This window comes from Pontibacillus salipaludis, from assembly GCF_014642405.1.
GTDB lineage: Bacteria > Bacillota > Bacilli > Bacillales > BH030062 > Pontibacillus > Pontibacillus salipaludis.
Window position 1 is genome coordinate 140,866 of record NZ_BMIN01000002.1, and the last position, 19,216, is coordinate 160,081.

Genomic DNA, 19,216 nt, shown 5'->3' on the forward strand with positions numbered 1-19,216 from the left:
AGATATGAAACGAATAATGAGGTGAGTAGTGGTGGATACAGTTATGCTTGCACGTGCTTTATTTGGCACGTCGATGGGCTTTCACATTATTTATGCCACCATCGGGGTTGGCGTTCCCCTGATGATCATTGTGGCTGAAATCATGTATGTTATAACCAAAGATGAAGACTACAAAATTATGTCGAAACGATGGACGAAGGGCTTTGCCATACTCTTAGCCGTTTCCATTGCCTCTGGCACGATTGTCGGGGTTTTAATTTCGCTATTATTCCCTGGTTTTATGCAAATTGTTGGCCAGGTTATTGCACTGCCTTTCCAAATTGAAATCTTTGCCTTCTTAATTGAAGCTGTGTTTATGTCCATTTACCTTTATGCAGCGGATCGTCTGCCAACATGGCTACGTTTAATTAGTATTACTTCCGTTGCGATTGGCGCTGCTGCGTCTGCTATTTTAATTACAGATGCGCACGCGTGGATGAACACACCAACTGGATTTGAAATGAATGCCAATGGAGAAGTAATCAATGTTGATCCTTGGAGAGCCTTCTTCAACCCAAGCTTTGTCGTGACCGCTATCCACGTCACGGTTTCTGCTTATATGACGGTTGCCTTCTTGGTTGGATCTATTGCTGCAGCTCGTCTTTTAAAGAGCAACATTTCAGATCAGGAACGCCATTATCATAAGAAAAGCATTACACTTGCGATTTATATCGGCGCAATCATGTCCCTTTCTACTGCAATTAATGGACATGAAACAGCTCAAATGCTTCATGAATACAACCCTAGAAAATTAGCTGCAGCTGAGGGGTTATTTGAAACTACTACACACGCCCCCCTCTCTGTTGGAGGCTGGACGTCGCGTGAAGATCAGGAAGTAAAGTATGCGATCGAGATTCCTTACGCCTTAAGCTTCCTCGCCGGAGATCGATTCGACACCGAAGTGAAAGGACTTAATGAGTATCCTGAAGAACTGTGGCCCCCTCTATTCGTCCATACGTTATTTAACGTCATGGTCGGGATTGGTACCATGCTAATCGGCCTATCTTTCCTGGCAATCTTTTGGAGATGGATTTTAAAAAAAGAGCTCCCTGGATGGATGCTTGCGCTATTTGTAGGCGGAGGACCTTTAGCGATTATTGGAATTGAGGCTGGGTGGTGTTTCAGCTGTATTGGCAGACAGCCATACACGATTGTCAACGTCTTAAAGACTAGTGACGCAGCCACACAAGCTAACAATGTCGGAATCCTTTTCGCTTTATTCGTAATATTATATGCGATTCTCCTTGTCGTTACTGTAGCTGTGATGGTCTCCTATTTTAAGCGTCATCCTGTTGAAACAGAACTTGTCGAGAAAGGGGTATAAGAAATGGAAGAATCCTTACTTGCAGTCGCCATTCTTTGGAGCATTCTTTTCCTTTACTCCATAACGGGATCCATGGACTTTGGAGCTGGTTTTTGGGGGATGGTTTATGGAAAGAAAAAAGATTCCACGGCTTCTAAAATCGCCAACCGATTCCTATCCCCGACATGGGAAGTAACCAATGTATTTCTCGTCTTATTTGTTGTTACTCTGGTTGCTTTCTTCCCTTTTGCAGCCGGAATGTTAGCAACTGTTCTTTTGCTTCCAGTTGGTTTGGGTCTCATTTTACTGACCATTCGTACAACGTTTATGGTCTTTGAAGGAAAAACAGAGCGATTTAAAGATCTTCTACGTATCACATCTGGAGTAACAGGAGTGTTACTTCCCTCTTTACTTGTAAGTATCTTGCCGATTACACTCGGAGGATTTATTGCTTTTGAAGAAGGGTATCCTCAGCTCTTATACGGAAAGCTCTTATCAAGCGTAACGGTATATATGCATATTGCCTTTGGACTCAGTACAGCCTTGTTTTTGTCAGCGTTATTTCTTGCCGACTACGCAAGTGAGGCTGGAGATGAGTCGGCCTATCAAACGTACAGACGGCACGCCATTTGGCTTGGTCCTTTGTCATTAATCATTGCTGTTTTAACCATCTTCACCATGCCACCAGAAGCATCCTGGATCGTTGATAATTTCCGAGAAAATCTTTATGGCTTCGGCATGTCTGTTACCCTATTTTTAATCGGATACGTGTTACTGTTTGTGAAGCGACCAAATGGGCAAATTGGATATTCACGATTATCTGTCGTGTTCGTTGTGCTTCAGTATGGATTTGCGATTTATGCATACGGCTCTGCCCACTTGCCTTATATGGTATATCCACACCTAACCATTGAGGAAGGGTTCACAAATCCAACGATGTTTAACCAGCTGCTGATCGCCTATATCATTGGTCTTTGCATCCTGGTCCCGGCTTTCATTCTCCACTGGAAGCTGTTCCTGAAAGATAAACGATATTTAAAGCAAGATTAGCTAAAAAGCAGTACTAGTGCAGATGGCCTCATCCGCACTAGTACTGCTTTTACTTTAGCAATGCATTTATTCTGTTTCCACGTTCCTTTCCCCGGCAATTAAAATATAGATAAGCGGTCCTAACAACGGAATAAACCCTAGTGGCCAGTAGCTTCTTAATGAGCGATCATTTTGATAATACGCATGATGGGAGATACCGAGTAGAGAAAGGAGCGTCAGCATCATAAAATCAATGGTCATTGTATGTACAAAACGCGATTCCCAAAAGGCTTGTTGATAGTCTAAAAAGCTTCCATAAACCAGGCCATATAGCATTAATAATATAGTTATTAACAAAAGGGTGAGCGGAAAAGAGGTATTCGTTACGATTTGATAAAGCCTTTGTGACGTTCGGTTCGTTCGATTTCGCTTCTCGTAGTGAAATATGAAATATGGAAATAGAGCAAAAGCTCCTAAAGCGAATGAACCAAGTACAAACGGCCACGCTGAAATGGTCGCTTTGTCTTTTGAGAGTAGAAGAATTCCAAACACCATTGGCCAAACTCCTAACAGACTAAATACGGCTACTAGTAGCGGGTCAGGTGAATCCATTGTAATGATTTGCTTGAGATAGTTCACCTCTCCATCATCTATAGGAGCTAAGAAGAAGGCATACACAATAAATAGAAGCCAGATCGCTAACATAATTGATTTTAGTTGTCTCATTAGCCTTCAGCCTCCCAGTCTTTCTTAAACCGTTCGACTTTGCCTTCAAGATCCTTCATCATTTGTAAAAGACGATCCAAATCTTCGGCTTCTGCATCCGTTGAGTCTATCGATTCAACGACTTGAGACAATATTTGAAATCGGTTTGTTAAATATTGAAGCTGTGATGCTTTATCTTGTACTGATTTGCCCATAGAATCCCTCCTCCCTATTCTTTTCTCTAAACCCTATCAGAGTAAACCTTTTACTAAATCTTTGCTCCAACTCATATCCCTGATCCTGTTCATTTAAAGTTTATTACATAAATGGACAATGTGAAATATGTTCACAAGTTAGTTCCTCTTATTTCATAAAAATGTGGGCCGAACTTATAAAAAGAAAAGAGAAGTCCTAAAACGAACTTCCCTTTTGAAGGAACTATGAATGTTGGGTTGAGGATTCCTCTGCTTCTTCAGAACTTGATAAGAACCACCCACCTAATGCAATGAGTACCAACACGCTATAGAAAATAGCCTTCCACAATACGGAATGGGCAAAATCATGCGAAAGAACGTGTAATGATGGATGAGCTAGGACGGTCACGACAAGTTTCACGCCAACCCAACCAACAATTACGAAGGCAGCGGTTTCTAACCCTGGCTTACGCTTCAGTAAATCTACAAACTTGTTCGCTGCAAACCGCATTATGATAATCCCGATCATTCCACCCGCTAAGACAACAAGAAACTTCCCACCATCAAGACTGCCGATGACTGGAAGAGGCGTTTCAGGTAAAGAAACGGCAAGAGCAACAGCTGCTAAAATAGAATCAACCGCGAAGGCCATGTCTGCTAACTCTACTTTGAAAACCGTCATCCAAAAACCGCTCTTCTTTCCTTCTGTTTCCTCCGTGCCCTCATCTAACTTCTTCCGCTTCACCTTCTGTTTCCAAAGATGGTTGATTGAGATGAAGATGAGGTATGCTGCTCCAATTGCTTGAACTTGCCATACATCAATAAGAAACGAAATAATAAATAACGACCCAGTTCGTAAAATAAACGCTCCTGCTAACCCGTAAAATAATGCTTTCTTTCGCTGCTCTTCAGGTAAATGCTTTACCATTACCGCTAGCACAAGAGCATTATCCGCTGCCAAAATGCCCTCTAATAGTACCAATACAAGCAATACCCATCCATACTCAAATAACAACTGAAGTTCCATGTCTTTTCTCCTTTATCTCACAGTATAAAAAAATAGCCTTTACCACATGTGGTAAAGGCCATCAAAAAAGACCTTTACACAGGATTGTGTAAAGGTCTTGCTAACAACGTGAACGTTGCCAATAAAGCCGGAGATCTCTCTCGCAATGACGACTTTATTGTACAGCTACTCCCCTTTAGGAAGGAAACGACTATTTAATTACCTTTATCATATTCTGCCCTCGCAGTTTTGTCAATAACATAATAGTCTTCACTTGTTGTTTGTTAGCATACACCTTTACAATCAGCTGTGATTGACCACTCTTCGTGCGAAGAAGAGCACAATCTTACCCTTTACCTTACTTGTTTTTACTACGCATCCATTATCCCTTATTGCAAAAAGAGTTCATTATAGATATCAGTTTTCCCGACTCAGAAGCAGGTATCCTAAAAACAGACATAAAAAAGACACCTGTTTTCCACTTAGGAAAACAAGTGTCTCACCTATTACTTCACTGAGCCTTCAATGACACCTTCCATTTTAGAAACCATTGCTTCTTTCAACTCATCCAAACGCTCCAAGCTTGTTTCGTAAGCATCTGTTTTCACACCGAAATAACACTTGATCTTCGGTTCTGTTCCAGATGGGCGGAGACAACACCAGGCGTCTTCTTCTAAGACGTATTTTACTACATTTTCCTGAGGTAGTTGAATCACTTCAGATTCACTTCCGTCTAAAAATGTACGGGTTTGATCCGAATAATCTTCTACAGCCACCACACGATAGGAACCAAACTGAGTGGGCTGATCTTGACGGAAGCGGTCCATGATTTGCTGAATCTTTTCTGTGCCCTCTTTCCCTTTTAACGTAAGAGAATGCAAACCTTCCAAGTAATAGCCGTGCTGCTCATATAGACCTGTTAATGCTTCATAAAGCGTCTTACCTTGCCCGCGCCAGTGTGCAGCTAATTCACTTGCTGTGATCGCTGCTTGAACCGCATCTTTATCACGAACATACTCGTCCACTAAATATCCATAACTTTCTTCAAAACCATACAAGAACGTTCCGGTTCCGTTTTGGTTAAAGGATTCAATTTGTTCTGCAATATATTTAAAGCCTGTTAATGTTTCAATCATACGAGCATTGTAATACTCCGCAACTTTACGCCCCATTTCAGTCGTAACAATTGTCTTGATGACCGTAGCATCTTCAGGAAGAGGCTGCGTCTCTGAAAGAAGGTAGTCAATCGTTAGTGTACCGAGCTGATTACCCGTTAACACTACATACTCCCCTTCTTCGTTCTGAACGGCTACCCCTAAGCGATCGGCATCAGGGTCTGTAGCAATCAGAAGGTCTGCCCCTTTTTCTTTTCCTAGTTCAATTGCTTTCGCAAAAGCTTGGTGTTCTTCAGGATTTGGAGAAGAGACTGTAGAGAATTCTGGGTCTGGCTTAGCTTGCTCTTCAACAACATGAACATTCTTAAAACCAGCTTGCTCTAGTCCTTCCAATACAGGTTGATACGCCGTTCCATGAAGAGGTGTGAAGACGATCGAAATATCCGATTGCTCTTTAATCATTTGTGGATTACGAATAATTCCAAGCAAACGATCCGTGTAGGCTTTGTCTACATCTGCCCCGATCCATGTCAGCAAATCGGATTGTTCGATTTCTTCCTGCTCACGTACCTGTACAGTCAATTCACTCTCTACGTCATTCACATAGGATATTAATGTATTTGCTTCTTCAGGAGGCATTTGTGCCCCTTGCTCATTATATACTTTAAATCCATTATATTCTGGTGGATTATGACTAGCTGTAATCATAATTCCGGCTGCTGTTTGAAGGTGACGAACAGCAAACGAAAGATAAGGGGTAGGGCGAAGCGACTCATATACGTATGCTTTGATACCATGGGCTCCTAAAACTCGGGCCGCTTCAATACTAAATTCTTTTGACTTGTAGCGAGAGTCATAAGCGACAGCCACTCCCTTATCACGAGCTCCCTCAATATGATCAAGCATGTATAAAGCAAGTCCTTCTACAGCTTTTCGAATGGTATATGTGTTCATTCGGTTCGTACCAGGACCCAGCAGGCCACGCATTCCACCTGTTCCAAACTCAAGTGTTTTATAGAAAGCATCTTCTAGTTCTGAAGGATTGTCTTCTACTTCTTCAAGCTTCGTTCTAAGATCTGTTTCTAAATCCTCATATTGCTTCCATTGTTCAAATGTTGTTTTCCAAGTCACATGGATTCCCCCTCATGGTTTTAATGTCTTACGAATGTAGGATTCAAATATCATATCTAAAAGGAGTGTTAGCGTTGATCTTGTCGTTATGTCAAAGCCTGCAAATGAGGTCTTAGGCACCCTGGCATTAAGGGATTGGGAAGTAAGCTGGGCTAGGGAACTAGAATTCGCATTGGTAATAGCCACAGAATGGATTCGACGAGCATTCAACTGCTCAATTAAATCAATCAATAACTCTACTTCACCACTCGAAGAGATGCATAGCACTAAATCGTCTTCTTCAATCCAGCTCGGTAAAAGGTGAATCATATGTAGCTCGTACAGATACGTCGAGGTCTTATTCATCTGCATAAGTTTCTTACTTACGTACTCTCCAAGCGGTTTGGTTAATCCAATGGCCACGACAACAATCCTTGCCGACTTCTTCATTGCATCAGTGACTTCTTCAATGGCATTAGTATCAATTGCGCCTAACGCGTGCTCCAAAACGTACTTATATTGGTCTACTATATTATCAGCTCTTCTAACAGAAGAAGAATGATGGTCTCTGAGTACATATTTTAGCTCAGCAAATCCGTTCAGTCCCAGATGATGACACATTCGCACAACCGTAGTCGTACTCACATTGTTTTCTTCCGCCATTTCTGTCAAAGACATGCGCTTTGCATTCGTTAAGTGGGCTTCAATATAGGCTAGAACGTGACGCTCAGCATGTGTAAGCAAATGTACTTTGTCTGTAAATAAATCAACTGGTGTCTTCATATTCAGGCTCCTCTGTGGGCATTCGTGTTAAATTATAACATAATTCAGATAAGTAATCGCGCATATCTTGGTGACAGATCACGACAAAAATCTTATGGATACCTGATACCTTTCTTTTCTTATGCACAATGTAAAAACTATGATCTTGTATAGCTATACTCCTCGTAAATCATTAATAAATCCTGGGCCCATTCAATAGCATTACGATACTCCATAAACAACGCCCCTTGATCTACACCTAGTGAAAGAGAAAGGTCACGAATGCCTTGCCAGTCTGCAATTTCAATCGATCTACATAATTCCAGAGCATGTCCATAACGATTAAAAACCCCGTTAAGAGCTTCTTTAATATCACGATGAAGAGGTAGGTCCTCTATGCTTTCCTCCATTGACCGTTGTAAAAATACATCAATAAACGATAGCATCCCTGTTAAGAAAAAACTAGAAGCCTCTCTTTCCTCTCCTACTAAAAAGGAAATCCTCTCACATAACCTTGCCCGTATGTAACATAACTTCATCACTTCATATGGAGCAGTATCAGCTTTTGCTCCCATCTCTTTCAACATTAGTACATATGACCACTTTTTCACTTCATCAAACCCGAGTAACATAATGGCTTGGGCTATAGATTTTATAGGTTCAATGCGTCTGTACGCTACCGAGTTTATTAGTTTCAATAATTTATAGGATAGGGAAACATCGTTCTCTATTTTTTCAGCAACAATTGAAACATCTGGTTGAGGACGAGCCAATTCTTTCATTAACTCAATATGTTGAAACGATTGGAATGATGTATCATAAGAAGTCATAATGACAGGTTTGCTAAAAAAGTATCCCTGGTAGTATTCAAACCCCAGTGATTGGCATTGTACGAACTCATCGTATGTCTCTACCTTTTCCGCTAAAAGTTCAAGCGTATAAGGAGCTATTTGTTCTATGAGTCCCTTCATTTCTTCTAGAGAATACTGACGAATATCTACCTTCACTATATCTGCATACCGAAGCAAATCTTCTGTATATGGATTATGTACTTGAAACACATAGTCGTCTAGAGCAATTTGATACCCTTTATTCTTCAACATTCTGCACGTATCAACAAGTTCCTTTGTGAGCGGAATGTTTTCTAGTAATTCAATGACAAGTTGACTCTGAGGAAAGCAAAAGGGTAGTTCACTTTTTAAAAGGTTCTCCGTAAAATTCACAAAGCATTTCTTCTGACCCGATATGTGTTTAAACCCCATATTATAAAAACTGTTCATAACAACCTCAGCAGTAGCCTGATCCCCATCAATCCCCGCAAAACTTTGACCTGACTTAGAACCCCTATATAAAAGTTCATAAGCCATTACATTACATTCATTATTAAGTATAGGCTGTCGCGCTACATATACCTCCACAGAAGCACCCTCTTCTTACATACTATATACTCAAATATATCCCATATTTTACAAAATAGGAACCATATAGGAATAATTGCTTTCATTTTAGCAAGAGGCTCTGAGAATGAGACAACTAGATAAGGATAGGTCCGTTATGTTTATTGAGGGGTGGGGGTGTCTGGGGGAGACCCCACAGAGAGCGTAGCGAACGAGGAGGCTTCCCAGCTCGCCGCGGAAAGCGAGTGATTTCCCGAACCACCTTACCCTCAATCTGAGCAAACGGAAGCATTCTCTCAACTTCGCGTCTGACAGACAAAAGAGGTAGCAATTCCACGAATACCTAAATGCGAAAAAGGGAATTTCCATTTTGTATCGAACATTCTATAATTAGGATAAGACTTAAATAAGAAAGTAGTGGTCACGAATGTACCATAAGAAGTGGTTTCAAACCTTAGTGGGGATCATTTTGGTTTGTTTGCTTTTTTGGCTTTTAAAACACATTGAATATGTATATCAACCGATTTTTACATATGTAGGAGCAATCGCCTTTCCTCTTATTACAGCAGGGGTTCTCTATTATATCTCAAGACCCATTGTTCACCTTTTAGAAAGGTACCGGGTACATAGAATCTTGGCGATTTTCTGCGTGTTTATTTTATTCGTCATTACTGTCTATTTAATTGTGACGTTTATCGCTCCAATTGCACAAGAACAATTTACACGCTTTGTTGATAATTTACCTGCCATGATTCGTGAAGTAGAAAGTATTATTAACTATTGGCAAAGTAACCAAGAAATTATTCCAGACCAGTTCTCTGCAGCGATTACAGATGCTCAAAATGAAGTATTCTCGAGAGCGCAAGAAATAACTGGAGCTCTTACAACCTTTGTAATAGGAATGGTCACATCACTGGTGCAATTCCTATTCTTGCTCATTCTAGTTCCGTTCTTCCTTTTCTACATGTTGAAAGACGGAGAAAAGCTGCAGCCTTTCTTGGCTAAGTTCTTAAAGGATAAAAGAGCCGCAAGTTTAACCCGATTGTTTAAACGCATTGACCATACCTTATCTTCCTTTATTCAAGGACAGCTAACAGTCAGTTTCTGTGTAGGTATACTATTGTTTATCGGTTACACAATTATTGGACTTCAGTATTCATTATCATTGGCCTTATTCGGAATGGCTACCAACGTCATTCCTTTTGCAGGCCCATATTTAGCAGTCATTCCAGCAATTTTGGCTGCCTTTTTCCAAGATCCATTCATGATTTGGTATGTGATTATTATTATGGTTGTAGCTCAGCAAATCGAAGGGAATTTAATCTCGCCGAATGTAATGGGTAAAGCCCTTAGCATTCACCCGCTTACAATTATCACGTTAATATTAGCTGCCGGAAGCATCGCAGGGTTTCTTGGTCTATTATTCGTAATCCCGTTCTATGCGGTTATAAAAACGATTATTGGTCACTTTTATGAAGAAGCCTTTGATGGTAGAGAGATTTAAACACATTACGTATGAGATTATGGAAAAGCCCTAACACCTTCTAGAAAGTTGTTAGGGTTTTTTATGAGCTCTTTTCCGTTACCTTTGTTAAAATAGACATGTTTTACACATACTACTGACCGAGGAAAGAAGGGGTTAAATGACGAATCAGCCAGAGAAGTTATGGAACTCATCGTTTATCTTTTTAATTCTAGCCAATTGGTTTACTTTTATGAGTTTTCAAATGCTCATCCCTACTTTACCTCCTTATATGGAAGAGCTAGGTGGTTCAAAATTCCAAGTAGGTCTTGTGACTACACTCTTCTCCATTGGTGCAATCCTTAGCAGACCGTTTATTGGCCATTTATTGCAGACGCAATCTAGAAAACGGCTCGTTCTCTTTGGATCCGTTTCCTTACTAATCATTACGTTATTGTATTCTTTCACCACAGCTGTGCTGATCTTTTTGGCCTTCCGTTTCATTCATGGCTTAGCATGGGGATGGTCGTCTACGACGAATGGAACAGCCGCAGTTGATTTAGTACCTAAGAAACGTATCGGAGAAGGCATGGGGTATTTCGGACTGAGTGTCACAATCGGCATGATTATAGCTCCTAGTCTTGGTATTTATCTCTATCAAAATTTTTCATTTTCAGCACTCATCTATACTTCCGTTAGTTTAGGCACGATTGCATTTGTTTTATTTTCTCTAACCAAGTTTAAAACCCCTGACAATATTAAAAACAAAACGCTTAAAGACGAACGCTTTACGTTTTGGGGCTCGATGATTGAGAAACGAAGCTGGTACCCAGCCATGATCTCGTTCTTTAACACATTTGGTTATGGCTCTATTGTTACGTTTATTGTTATATTTGGTCAGGAGCAAGGGATCGAACAGATCTATTTGTTTTACCTTTTTAATGCTGCTTTAGCTACAATCATGCGTCCCATTACTGGTAAATGGTTTGATCGTAAAGGACCTTGGCTACTCATTATGGCTTGTTCTGTCCTTGCCTTCGCTGGTATGTGGACAATTGCCCTTGCAGACAATTTCTATTATATTATTGCAGCAGGTATCCTGTTTGGAGCTGGGTTTGGTTCTATGATGCCCGCCTTTCAAGCCTGGGTTATTTCTAAAACCACACAAGAGCGAAGCGGCATCGCTAATGGCATGTACTATTCCACAATTGATCTTGGAATCGGCTTAAGCGCCCTTCTTCTTGGTGTCATTTCAAATTATGTTGAAACAGCAACCCTTTTTAAGATCTCTAGTGCGTCTTTTGTCATTGTATTGATTTTAACCTTTTTAGATTATCAGAAGAACAAAGATGTGGAATGGGAAAGTGAACAAACGTAGACACATCTCCATTCTTTGTACTTTTTATCTTTTATTTCTAAATTTTTTAACAATTTCAAATTGACAGGTTTATAGAGGTGTTGTTACGATAACATCAGATTTTGTAGAGTGTTGTGACAGTTCATAAAAATTTGTCGAAACTTTCATTCTAACGGTTGCATCACATAACGCATATGTAGTAAACTTTGTAATGTTTTTGCCGTTACCTTAAGCAAATTGCTTATTTCTACGTATTGGTCTAAATTTTCGAAAAATTTTGTCATATGGAAACTGTAACGGTTTTCTGACTCGTTGGACGTCTCAACGAGATTACAATCGACACCTACATGAGAGGAGAACCATATATGACGAAAAAAGATACCGTAACCATAGGTTTTATGCTTTTTGCTCTTTTCTTTGGTGCTGGGAATCTCATTTATCCCCCGCAGCTTGGTACAGAAGCCGGATCTTCTTACTGGTCCGCCATCGCAGGATTTATTATTACAGGCGTAGGCCTTCCGATATTAGCTGTAACAGCCATTGCATTTGTAAACGATGATGCAAAAGCTCTTGGAAGTCGCGTACATCCATGGTTTGGATTACTGTTTACTTCTTTGATTTATTTAGCAATTGGTCCTTTCTTCGCAATCCCTCGTGCTGCTAACGTAGCATTCGAAACTGGGATTAAGCCGGTAGTTGGCTCAGCAGGGCAAGGATCTTCTGCATTACTGATATTCTCAGTTATTTTCTTTGCTTTAGTATTCTGGATTAGCTTGAATCCTTCTAAAATTGTAGACCGAATTGGTCAATGGTTAACACCGATTCTATTGATCGCTATGGTCGCTTTAAGTATTGCAAGTTTCCTTACGTTTGACGCTCCTATGCAACAACCAACAGGAGATTACAGTTCGACTCCTTTCTTTAGCGGGTTCTTAAATGGATACCTGACTATGGATGCTATTGCTGGGCTTGCTTTTGGAATTATTGTAGTGACTGCGTTGAAAGAACGCGGCGTAACCGATCGCAAGACCACGATTAAACAAACCATTAAAGCTGGCAGTGTTACTGCCATTGGCTTAATTGTCGTTTATGGATCAATCGGTTGGATGGGAGCTAAGATGGCTTCTATGGGTTCCTATAGCAACGGCGGTGAAATCTTAGCGGATGGAGCTAACATTCTATTTGGCTCATTCGGCGGTTTGTTATTAGGTACCATCGTAGCTCTAGCTTGTTTTACAACGTGTATCGGTCTGACTGTTGCTTGCTCTCAGTTCTTCTCTAACACATTTAAGAGTGTAAAGTACACGCACGTAGCGATTGTATTCACATTAATTAGCTTTGGGTTTACGAACATGGGGCTAAGCCAGATTATCGCCTACTCTGTGCCGGCTTTGGTATTCATTTATCCGTTAGCAATCGTATTAATCGCGCTATCGTTCTTCCACAGACTATTTAATGGATCGAAACATGTTTACCGTGGAGCACTGATCCTAACAAGTGTGATCGCCATTTATGATGGACTTAAGGCCTTCCTAGGGGCAGATCAAGTTCAAGCCTTTACAAACGCTCTCGACTTCCTACCTCTCTTCTCTGAAGGTCTAGGTTGGGTTGTGCCAGCTATTGTAGGTGCCCTTATTGGAGGAGTTATCGAGATCTACACGGTCTTTGCTAAAAAAAAACGTAACGTAACTATAAAAGACGCAAGCTATAAAGCTTCTTCTTAAAAAGGAAGAGCCTCAATTCCGCTACTGGAGTTGAGGCTCTTTTTTATTGTTCATGATCTATATCTGTGTTTGTGAGTGCCCATATTTGTTGTCTATGGTACTGAAGCAGCTTATAAAAGTGATCAAATAGCGGCTGATCCAGATGTTGATATTGTCTTGCCAGCTGTTCAAATATAATAGCCTGCCTTGAATGAAAATCAAGATCCTGCATAGCCTCTCCTCCTCATCCTTTCTACATCCATTTATCATATGTAGATATGGGCTTATCTAATACCATTTTTCTATAACGAGTTCGTTGTCCATAATCTTGATACAAGAGGAAAGATGGGAGTAAAAAAAGAGCATGGAATAGATTCATCATTCCATGCTCTTCGCTTCATTATGACTAAAGACAGATTTACTTTTTAGCCTCATTTTCAGTTTGTTGTTCATTTAACTTACTCTGGATCCTCTTAAATTCTTTGCTAGGTGGCATAAGACTCACTAAAACATCTCCATTCTCGCCTTTAGGCTGAGACTTGTGAGTATAGAAAACAATCTTGCCAGAAGGCTTCAGAATATAGAGAAGCAATGTCTCAGGATGTCGTTCTTCTAAATATTTAGCATAGGTGTATTGCTCCGTAATATTTGTTTTTCTAAACACGAAGCCACCATCAATCTTTTCATTAAGACGCTCCCAGGTTGCTCTTTGGTTAAAGAGCAAACGGCCTCCAATGGTGTTCCCCATATCCTCAAGGTCGTCTCCACGACTATTATGAAGTGTTAATTGGAATAAGTTACTGCGTCCAATCTCAGGTACAAATGTATTACATACAAGTGCGTTATAAGAATCAAGTTCTGACGCGGCAACCATATATTCATATGGCGTCATATCAAGATGGTACTCGGTTTGCTCTGAAAGAATTTCTTCTTTCATAAACGGAATGCCCTCTTTTCTTGCCGTAACGAGACGATGCCATGAAGAGTCTGTAATTAAGACAGGCACTTTCAGGTCTTGAAGAGATTTCGCAAGTCCAGTTGTGAAGCTTGAGGCGCCTACTAGAAGCACTCCAGGCTGTCCATCTATAGATAAGTCTAGTTTCTTCGCTAGCCATCCTATAGAGAAACCATGGGCACAAACGGTCGCAAATACTAAAGCGAACGTTAGAGATGTCAGGATTTGAGCATCCTCAAATCCAGCTTCTAAAAGAACGTTTGCGAAGTAGCCTGCCACAGTTAGAGCGACAATTCCTCTTGGTGCAATCCACCCAACAAGAGCGCGTTCACCAAATGAAAGATCCGTTCCAATCGTTGAAAGCCAGATCGATATCGGTCGAACTACAAATAACATTAGTAGAACGAATGCAATAATTTGAATATTGAAGATTTCCATTAACGTTTCAACTGTTAGTGAGGCTGTTAACATGACAAATATAGCCGATACGAGAAGAACGGAAATGTTCTCCTTGAAGTTCCTCATATCTTCTATTGAGGATATGTGCATATTAGCTAGTGTCATCCCCATAGCCGTTACAGCTAATAAACCTGTTTCGTGAGCTATTTCATCTGCTATCGTAAAACAAAAGATGACGACAGTGAACATCACTGGGGACTTCAGAAACTCAGGCACGTGTCCATGTTCAAACATCCACCCTAATCCTTTTCCGAGCACATAACCAATAACACCAGCAAATGCGGAGGCTGCGAAGAACATGAGTAACGCATTTCCGGTTACGTCATCCGCCATAAGAAAATCAATAATTTCAAAGGCAAATACAGCGAGCAAAGCTCCAAATGGATCTACAATAATTCCTTCCCATTTCAGAATAGCCGCTGGACGAGGCTTTAATTTTGCTTGCCTCAGAAGTGGCAAGATTACCGTTGGCCCCGTCACGATAAATAGGCCACCAATAACAAATGCTACAGCCCAAGAAAGACCTGCAACATAGTGAGCTGCTAATGAACCTAACAACCAAGCCAAGAAAGCTCCAATCGTTACAATTCGAAAAACAGGCCTCTGGAGACCTTTCACCTCTCGGAAATCAAGGCCTAAGCTGCCCTCAAACAAAATGATTGCAACTGCTATTGAAACAATTGGCTTAAATAATTCACCAAAGTCATCTGCTGGCTGAAGCACTCCAAATATCGGGCCTACTAACAGTCCAACGATAGACATAACCACAATAGCAGGAATTCGGAACCTCCAACCTAACCACTGTGAACCGACGCCAAGGGCGCCTATTAGCATAAAGTCAAATAATATCGAGTGAAACATAAGTTCGCTCCTTTATGATCTTGTTGAAGTACATATATAGATTTCGTTATCTTTCCCATTCTTTCATACGGACGATTCAAAAAACACAGATATAAAAATATTCTATACGCGCAACGTTCATCTGTAAATGATTTGGTTTGTAAAATTATTATGACAAAAATGGAACAATAGCATAAGTGCCCATTTAGCAACGTATAGACTGGACTGAACCGGAGTGAGATCAAAGAAACACGAAGAGCTTGCGAATCGATGTTGACTGATCGACTGGAGGTGAGGGAAGTCTACTAGTTGCTGGGCACTGGAGCTAGATGAACAAAAGCATAAGTGCCCGTTTAGCAACGTATAGACTGGACTGAACCGGAATGAGATCAAGAAATTATGATAGGCTTAAGGGGCAGGTTTCGAGGTCAAAATTAGATAAGATTACATAAAAAACCCCGTTTCCATCTGAAACAATCTTGTTCAAATGGAAACGGGGATACTTCTTTTACAATTTAACAAGCAGAAGGCTTCATCTGTATCACAATTTTGCCTTGAGCATGGTGGGTTTCACTTAATTCATGTGCATCCTTTAACCCTTGTTCACTAAATGGGAATTTATGACCGACAATAGATTTTACTTTCCCTTCAGAAATCAAGTGAGCAATTTGTTGAAGTTGCTCTCCTTTAGGATTTAAAAAGACGTGCTCTGCTTCAACTCCATACTCTTTTGCCTGATCTTCATCCGGCACATCTGTAATGGAGACTAGTTTACCACCTTTTCGTAAAACTTGATAACTTTGTTCTTGAATGTCTCCTCCAAGGGTATCAAGCACGACATCAAATTCATCCAGGACGTCGTAGAAGTTTTCTTCCTTATAATTAATGAAGTGATCAGCGCCTAAAGCTTTCACTAATTCTCCATTTTTTCCACTTGCGGTGGTGGCGACATAAGCACCTGCCCACTTAGCAAGTTGTATAGCATAGCTTCCTACACCGCCTGAACCGGCATGAATAAGAACCTTGTCTCCTTCTTCGACGTTGGCTGCATCAAACAAACACTGCCATGCTGTTAAACCTGCTAAAGGAACTGCAGCAGCATCCTCAAAGCTAAGACGCTCAGGCATATGCGCTAACAGATCTTGTTCAACAGCAACATATTCTGCATAAGTACCATTTGGCGTGGTAGCCGGTCGTGCAAATACACGATCACCAACTTGATAACCTTCAACTTGGTCACCAACTTCTTTAATTGTACCGGATACATCCCAGCCCAAGATAATCGGGAAATTCCAATCCAACATTTCTTTTAAATATCCTTCACGAACTTTCCAATCAATTGGATTAATAGAAGTTGAATGGATCTCAATTAAAACTTGTTCTTGATTTATTTCAGGTGTAGGCACCTCTATTTCATTTAACTGTTCTTTTCCACCGTATTGTTCAATAACAACTGCTTTCATGATAAGTGATGCTCCTTTCAAGAATATCTTATTTACTGTACCCGGATATTCACGGATGTACGCATGAAAGAGAATATTGAACGGTTATGCTTGTGCCACTCCCCGAGATCCTCTTGTATTGAGGGTAATCGAGAGCAATGGCTTGAGCCGGTTTTCGGTTAACTTGAGCCATTACCTCCGTATTTGAGCCAATATGACTTGACTTAAGCTGGCTTGGCTCATCTTGAGTCGTTATTTTTTGTACTTGAGCCGTTCTGAAGAATTTTTGAGCCGTTGTTGACTTAACTTGAGCCATTCCCCCAGAACTTGAGCCGGTTCTCCACATCTTCAGCCGCTCCCCCAGAACTTGAGCCGGTTCTCCACGTCACCAGCCGCTCTCCCAAAACTTGATCCCCCAACTCAAACACCATTACCTCATAAAAAAAGATCGCCCGAAGGCGATCTTTCTCAAAACTTAGCGAAGTTTTTCATCTTGATATAGTTCTTTCGATACCTTAGGTGCTAACCAAATGATCGGGAAGAGGAAGATGGATACAGGTACGGCTGTTACTACAATGAATGATTGTAGTGCGTTAATACCACCATCTCCACCGCCACCAATGAAGAGTAGGATCGCAGCAATCGCACCCATTAGGATAGACCAGAATACGCGTAGGGAAACTTTCGGATCTCCTTCACCGGAAACGGCCATTGCGATTGTATATGACATTGAATCTCCAGTTGTAATAACGAAGATAATAGTTAGTAATAAGAATAACGGAGAGATAATGCTTGCAAGCGGTAGCTGTTCTGTAATAGCAATCATCGCAGCTGGCATTCCGCCTTCAGTTAACTGTTCTGAAACCGATCCTGCTACATCCATTTCGTAAAAGATTCCAGCGCCTCCGACAACTGTGAACCAGAACGTTGTTACTAGTGGTGCAATCACACCAACAGCTAGGATGATCTCACGGATTGTACGACCTCTTGAGATACGGCTTACAAGAATCGCCATCATTGGCGCATACCCGATAAACCAACCCCAGAAGAAGACTGTCCAGCTACCTAACCAACCAGTATCTGCTCGGAAGGTACTCATCGTAATAAAGTTCTCTGCGTAGAAACCGAAGGACGAAATAAATTTATCGATGATAAATCCACCAGGACCAAAGATAACTACGAATAAAATAAGTCCAATAGCTAAACGAACGTTAAAGCTACTAAGCGCTTGGATCCCTTTATGGATTCCAGTAATCGCTGAGATCGTTGCAACAACGACTAGACCAATAATAATGGCAAGTTGTGTTGTGTACGTATCGGGAATACCGAATAGTGCTTCAAGACCATAGCTTGCTTGAAGACCTAGGAAACCGATTGGGCCGATTGTTCCCGCTGCCACGGCAATAATAGCTGCAGCATCAATAATTGTACCCACAACGCTAGTACGAAGTTTCTCGCCGAATAACGGGTAAAGAAGCGTTCTTGGCTTCATTGGCATTCCTTTATGGTAATACCCATACATCATTACAATGGCACTTAATGTACCTAGGATCGCCCATGCTAGGAAGCCCCAGTGCATAAAGCTTTGAGCCAATGCTGGCATAATCGCTTCAGGTGTCATCGCTTCAATGCCACTGTTAATTGGTGGTACTGTCATAAAGTGATACATAGGTTCAGCAGCGGCCCAGAATACGCCCCCACCAGCTAATAAAGTAGCCATAATTATGGATAGCCACTTAAATGTATTCATTTCAGGCTTCTCCATATTTCCTAGCTTTACTTGACCATATTTAGAAAATGCTACATAAAGTGCAACAATAAAGTTCAATAACATTAAGACTTGCCAGAAAGCACCGAAGTACTTAACAGACCAGGCAAACCCTTCGTTTACAAATGTTTTCACAAAATCCAGATTAATAATTCCGGCTATAACGAATGCGACTAGTAGTCCGCCACTAATCCCAAAGACGGGCCAGTCTATTTTTGAGGTTTTTTCCTCTTGTTTACTCATTTAGGGTACCTTCTCCTTTGAATTTTTTTACCTTGCAAACACAATGACATACTATCTCATACATAAATAGGTCATGTAAAGGAGGAAACTCAGTTCATTCTGAAGAATAGTATTTGCAAGGCATTCCCCTCCTATACACGAATTGACGATTCATCTTTCTCTCCCCGTCACCATACAGCTCAAAACGGAATCTCCTCATATCCCATTTTTTTACGTAAATTTATGGTACATTTCCTTTTTCTTCTTAATGCTGCTCCCTACCCTACTTTCATCTATTTCCGCAGCTTCTTTCTCATGGTAAGATGGTACAAGATTATTTCGCATTCG

At 40.8% G+C, this 19,216-nt stretch carries 15 protein-coding genes and 1 pseudogene; 5 read left to right on the plus strand and 11 right to left on the minus strand.

Features of this window, described 5'->3' with window-relative positions; all coding sequences use genetic code 11:
• Positions 1-31: 31 nt before the first annotated feature.
• Together IEW76_RS02865 and IEW76_RS02870 are read left to right on the plus strand one after the other, a co-directional pair.
• Complete coding sequence (locus IEW76_RS02865; RefSeq protein WP_036780747.1) at positions 32-1,363, plus strand: cytochrome ubiquinol oxidase subunit I; 1,332 nt, start codon at positions 32-34, stop codon at positions 1,361-1,363.
• A gap of 3 nt (positions 1,364-1,366) precedes the next feature.
• A complete protein-coding gene (locus tag IEW76_RS02870) occupies positions 1,367-2,392 on the plus strand; it encodes a cytochrome d ubiquinol oxidase subunit II (protein WP_188650737.1) in 1,026 nt (341 codons plus the stop codon).
• A gap of 66 nt (positions 2,393-2,458) precedes the next feature.
• Here IEW76_RS02870 and IEW76_RS02875 read toward each other — a convergent pair whose 3' ends face one another.
• From IEW76_RS02875 to IEW76_RS02900, 6 genes are all read right to left on the minus strand, one after another.
• Positions 2,459-3,097 carry a hypothetical protein gene (locus IEW76_RS02875; protein ID WP_188650739.1) on the minus strand — a complete coding sequence of 213 codons (639 nt, stop codon included), beginning with the start codon at positions 3,095-3,097 and terminating at the stop codon, positions 2,459-2,461.
• Positions 3,097-3,291: an SE1561 family protein gene (locus tag IEW76_RS02880; protein WP_188650741.1), complete on the minus strand. Its 195-nt coding sequence runs from the start codon at positions 3,289-3,291 to the stop codon at positions 3,097-3,099. The genes IEW76_RS02875 and IEW76_RS02880 overlap by 1 nt, the downstream gene beginning before the upstream one ends.
• 223 nt (positions 3,292-3,514) lie before the next feature.
• Complete coding sequence (locus IEW76_RS02885; protein WP_188650743.1) at positions 3,515-4,297, minus strand: TerC family protein; 783 nt, start codon at positions 4,295-4,297, stop codon at positions 3,515-3,517.
• 485 nt (positions 4,298-4,782) lie between these two features.
• Entirely contained in the window at positions 4,783-6,522 is a 1,740-nt protein-coding gene (locus IEW76_RS02890; protein ID WP_188650745.1) for a phospho-sugar mutase, read from the minus strand.
• Positions 6,523-6,534: 12 nt separating this feature from the next.
• Entirely contained in the window at positions 6,535-7,284 is a 750-nt protein-coding gene (locus tag IEW76_RS02895) for a MurR/RpiR family transcriptional regulator (RefSeq protein ID WP_188650748.1), read from the minus strand.
• Positions 7,285-7,421: 137 nt separating this feature from the next.
• Positions 7,422-8,681, minus strand: a complete 1,260-nt coding sequence (locus IEW76_RS02900; protein ID WP_188650750.1) for an EAL and HDOD domain-containing protein — start codon at positions 8,679-8,681, stop codon at positions 7,422-7,424.
• A 406-nt stretch (positions 8,682-9,087) separates the two neighbouring features.
• Here IEW76_RS02900 and IEW76_RS02905 point away from each other — a divergent pair, with 406 nt between their 5' ends.
• The 3 genes from IEW76_RS02905 to brnQ all read left to right on the plus strand — a co-directional run bounded on the left by IEW76_RS02905 (position 9,088) and on the right by brnQ (position 13,203).
• Complete coding sequence (locus tag IEW76_RS02905) at positions 9,088-10,164, plus strand: AI-2E family transporter (protein WP_188650752.1); 1,077 nt, start codon at positions 9,088-9,090, stop codon at positions 10,162-10,164.
• A gap of 139 nt (positions 10,165-10,303) precedes the next feature.
• A complete protein-coding gene (locus IEW76_RS02910) occupies positions 10,304-11,500 on the plus strand; it encodes an MFS transporter (protein WP_188650754.1) in 1,197 nt (398 codons plus the stop codon).
• Between the two features lie 344 nt (positions 11,501-11,844).
• Complete coding sequence (gene brnQ, locus IEW76_RS02915) at positions 11,845-13,203, plus strand: branched-chain amino acid transport system II carrier protein (protein WP_188650756.1); 1,359 nt, start codon at positions 11,845-11,847, stop codon at positions 13,201-13,203.
• Positions 13,204-13,246: 43 nt separating this feature from the next.
• On the opposite strand, the gene IEW76_RS02920 is transcribed toward brnQ, so the two are convergent.
• From IEW76_RS02920 to IEW76_RS02940, 5 genes and pseudogenes are all read right to left on the minus strand, one after another.
• A complete protein-coding gene (locus tag IEW76_RS02920) occupies positions 13,247-13,414 on the minus strand; it encodes a hypothetical protein (protein ID WP_188650758.1) in 168 nt (55 codons plus the stop codon).
• A 186-nt stretch (positions 13,415-13,600) separates the two neighbouring features.
• The gene (locus IEW76_RS02925; protein WP_188650760.1) at positions 13,601-15,457 is read right to left on the minus strand and encodes a cation:proton antiporter; all 1,857 of its coding nucleotides are present in this window, start codon (positions 15,455-15,457) and stop codon (positions 13,601-13,603) included.
• Positions 15,458-15,951: 494 nt separating this feature from the next.
• Positions 15,952-16,899: an NADP-dependent oxidoreductase gene (locus tag IEW76_RS02930; protein ID WP_188650762.1), complete on the minus strand. Its 948-nt coding sequence runs from the start codon at positions 16,897-16,899 to the stop codon at positions 15,952-15,954.
• A gap of 49 nt (positions 16,900-16,948) precedes the next feature.
• Entirely contained in the window at positions 16,949-17,224 is a 276-nt protein-coding gene (locus IEW76_RS02935) for a hypothetical protein (RefSeq protein WP_188650764.1), read from the minus strand.
• Between the two features lie 153 nt (positions 17,225-17,377).
• A pseudogene (locus IEW76_RS02940) lies at positions 17,378-18,889 on the minus strand (BCCT family transporter); the annotation flags it as partial.
• Positions 18,890-19,216 lie beyond the last annotated feature (327 nt).

Bases quoted from the DNA above. Each gene is read 5' to 3' on its own strand.
- IEW76_RS02870 (WP_188650737.1), top strand. From the start codon at position 1,367: ATGGAAGAATCCTTACTTGCAGTCGCCATTCTTTGGAGCATTCTTTTC.
- IEW76_RS02875 (WP_188650739.1), bottom strand. From the start codon at position 3,097: ATGAGACAACTAAAATCAATTATGTTAGCGATCTGGCTTCTATTTATT.
- IEW76_RS02880 (WP_188650741.1), bottom strand. From the start codon at position 3,291: ATGGGCAAATCAGTACAAGATAAAGCATCACAGCTTCAATATTTAACA.
- IEW76_RS02885 (WP_188650743.1), bottom strand. From the start codon at position 4,297: ATGGAACTTCAGTTGTTATTTGAGTATGGATGGGTATTGCTTGTATTG.
- IEW76_RS02895 (WP_188650748.1), bottom strand. From the start codon at position 7,284: ATGAAGACACCAGTTGATTTATTTACAGACAAAGTACATTTGCTTACA.
- IEW76_RS02905 (WP_188650752.1), top strand. From the start codon at position 9,088: ATGTACCATAAGAAGTGGTTTCAAACCTTAGTGGGGATCATTTTGGTT.
- IEW76_RS02910 (WP_188650754.1), top strand. From the start codon at position 10,304: ATGACGAATCAGCCAGAGAAGTTATGGAACTCATCGTTTATCTTTTTA.
- brnQ (WP_188650756.1), top strand. From the start codon at position 11,845: ATGACGAAAAAAGATACCGTAACCATAGGTTTTATGCTTTTTGCTCTT.
- IEW76_RS02920 (WP_188650758.1), bottom strand. From the start codon at position 13,414: ATGCAGGATCTTGATTTTCATTCAAGGCAGGCTATTATATTTGAACAG.
- IEW76_RS02925 (WP_188650760.1), bottom strand. From the start codon at position 15,457: ATGTTTCACTCGATATTATTTGACTTTATGCTAATAGGCGCCCTTGGC.
- IEW76_RS02930 (WP_188650762.1), bottom strand. From the start codon at position 16,899: ATGAAAGCAGTTGTTATTGAACAATACGGTGGAAAAGAACAGTTAAAT.
- IEW76_RS02935 (WP_188650764.1), bottom strand. From the start codon at position 17,224: ATGTGGAGAACCGGCTCAAGTTCTGGGGGAATGGCTCAAGTTAAGTCA.